This is a genomic window from Caballeronia sp., assembly GCF_049581465.1.
Lineage (GTDB): Bacteria > Pseudomonadota > Gammaproteobacteria > Burkholderiales > Burkholderiaceae > Caballeronia.
This window is the reverse complement of sequence record NZ_JBAUSA010000905.1, coordinates 1-2,335: the sequence shown is the minus strand read 5'-3', so window position 1 is coordinate 2,335 and position 2,335 is coordinate 1. Positions and strand designations below refer to the sequence as shown.

Annotated in this window: 1 protein-coding gene and 1 pseudogene; both read left to right on the top strand. The window is 60.2% G+C overall.

Annotated features, from left to right (window positions below; all coding sequences use genetic code 11):
- Positions 1–15 precede the first annotated feature (15 nt).
- Positions 16–425, top strand: a pseudogene (locus tag WCA53_RS22150) (IS21 family transposase); the annotation flags it as partial.
- A gap of 481 nt (positions 426–906) precedes the next feature.
- Positions 907–1,941, top strand: coding sequence for an AraC family transcriptional regulator (locus tag WCA53_RS22145; RefSeq protein ID WP_423915605.1), 1,035 nt, complete (start codon positions 907–909; stop codon positions 1,939–1,941).
- Positions 1,942–2,335 lie beyond the last annotated feature (394 nt).

Below are 2,335 nucleotides of genomic sequence, written 5' to 3'. Positions count from 1 at the left end.
GCTACGTAGTCTGCCAAGGAAGACTTTACGGCTCGCTATGCCGCGTTGCTCGAACATTACGGGATGGAAAACAGACGCAACAACCGGGGCCTAGGCCACGAGCATGGTGCGTTGAATCCCCGTATCGCCACCTCCAGGACCTGATCGATCAGGCGCTGGAATTACGCGGCCATCGCGACTTCGCCGACCGGGCGGCCTACGACGAGTTTGTGCGCGGCGTCGCGATGCGGCGCAACCGCCGCAATGCCGCGGCGTTCCAGGTACAGCAGGTATACCTCCTGGATCTGCCAGAGCACCGCACCACTGACTTCTTCCAGGAAGAGGCGCGCGTGACCCGCTGCGGTACCTTCACCGTGCGCAGCGTCTTGCACAGCACCGCGAGAACCACGAGCACAAGCAAGGGCCGCGGACGGGCGATCGACTATCCTCAAGGCTCGCCTTAAAGAATTGCGCGCTTACGAACAACTCACCAAAATCGACGGATGGGACCTTCTGACGCTATCGTCAAAGAGGTCCAACGATAGCGCTACCGGAATGCGATGGCTGGTTCGGTCTGGCGCCCCGATCTCCTCGGACTGGCGAACGGCAGTTGTGCCCAGACAACAGACCCTTGTTCGCAATCGTTTCTATCGCCTCTGCGGCGCTTTGACACGCTTGCGGTCACCAATACCGATGCTGCCGCTGGTGCGCCCGGTCGCATGCGGCGCTAGCGAACAACCAGGAGTAATTTGTTAACCTGATCAACGCGTTCTTCAGGCGCGGCATGACCCACGCCGGGTAGCAGCACCTTCTCCCATCGTCGACCTCCATCTTTTGAAATTCCTAGCCTCCAAAGTAGCCTGACAAGCTTTTCCGTACTAAGCTTACCAGGACATAATCTTGTAAAATTGGGACAGGTGACGGTCCGTGCATTCCCTGACGCGAAGTGCCAGCCTTACCGACTATGAACACGTTGCCCGTTCGGTGGGGCTCGATCCGCTTCGTATGCTGCAGATGGCCAAACTGCCGGCCACGGTCCTCGACGATCCGAATATGATGATCAGTGCCGATTCGGTGGGGTGGCTGCTGGAGGAGTCGGCACGCCTGTCCGGTCAGGAGGCCTTCGGATTGTTGCTCGCGGAAACGAGAAGCCTGGCCAATCTGGGCATGCTGGCGCTGGTGCTCCGGGAAGAACCAACGTTGCGCGCAGCAATGCAATCTTGCGTCCGCTATATGCGACTGCACAACGCCGGCGTGCAATTGCGGCTTAACGATGCAGGCGACGTCGTGCTGCTGCATATGGGCGCGAATATGCAACCCCCCGGCGTCTGGCGCCAGGCTATCGAACAGTCAGCCGGCATCGGATTTCGGACGTTTAGGGCGCTCAGTGGCAATACCTTCCGGCCAACAAGGATCTGTTTCACCCATGAGCGGCCCGCCAGTCTCGAAGTGCACCACCGCGTGCTGGGTACGGCTATCGAGTTTTCACAGGAATGCAATGCCATCGTTTGCCGCGGCCGCGACCTGGACATGCCCATCCCTGCGGCAGACCCGACGCTGAATCGCGAGGTGAAGCGATGGCTGGACATGCAGCTGGCCAACCTCCGCGACGAGCCGGCGCAGCGGGCCCGCCAGATCGTCAGGATGTTGCTGCCAAGCGGACTTTGTTCGGTCGATCAAGTCGCCCAGCATCTTGGCATGCATCGACGCACCCTTAGCCGGCACTTGGCGGCGGAAGGTGAGAGTGTCACAACGATCATCAATGCTGTACGTGTTGAACTCGCCGAGGAGTATCTGGCCAACAGCAAACGCAGGTTGTATGACGTCGCCGAACTCCTCGGCTTTTCCTCTGCCGGTGACTTCTCGCGCTGGTTCCGCGGCCAGTTTGGTAAGACACCCTCGGATTGGACCGCCCAATACCGGGAGAGCCGGGCGGCAGCCAGCCCCATCTCGCATAAGTAGGAAGGCTGGGTTCGGGGTCGGCTCACGCGTCCCTCTGTCATCCGGGCCAGCCACACTGCCTGAACCAGCCGCACCCTTCTACACGTTCCTGACGTTACAGATCCCCACCTCTTCCCGGCGATGGCCGGCATTGCCGTCTGAACTGCGCGGGAGCGTTGCCGCCATCCGCTTTCCATCCACGATTCCCGGTCTCGTGTCCCAACATGCGAAGAAATTGTCCGACAATGCTAATGGCACCCCAGCTGCAAGGCTTACCATAAGCCCCGCGGCCCAACGAAACGGTGCCCCTGCCCGCTGACAGGCCAGCTATATCTGCCGGACGCACATATTGCTCGCCGCCGCACAAGCACAGATCGGAGACTTCAATGACATCAAGCGCTGTAACCCAAAACAC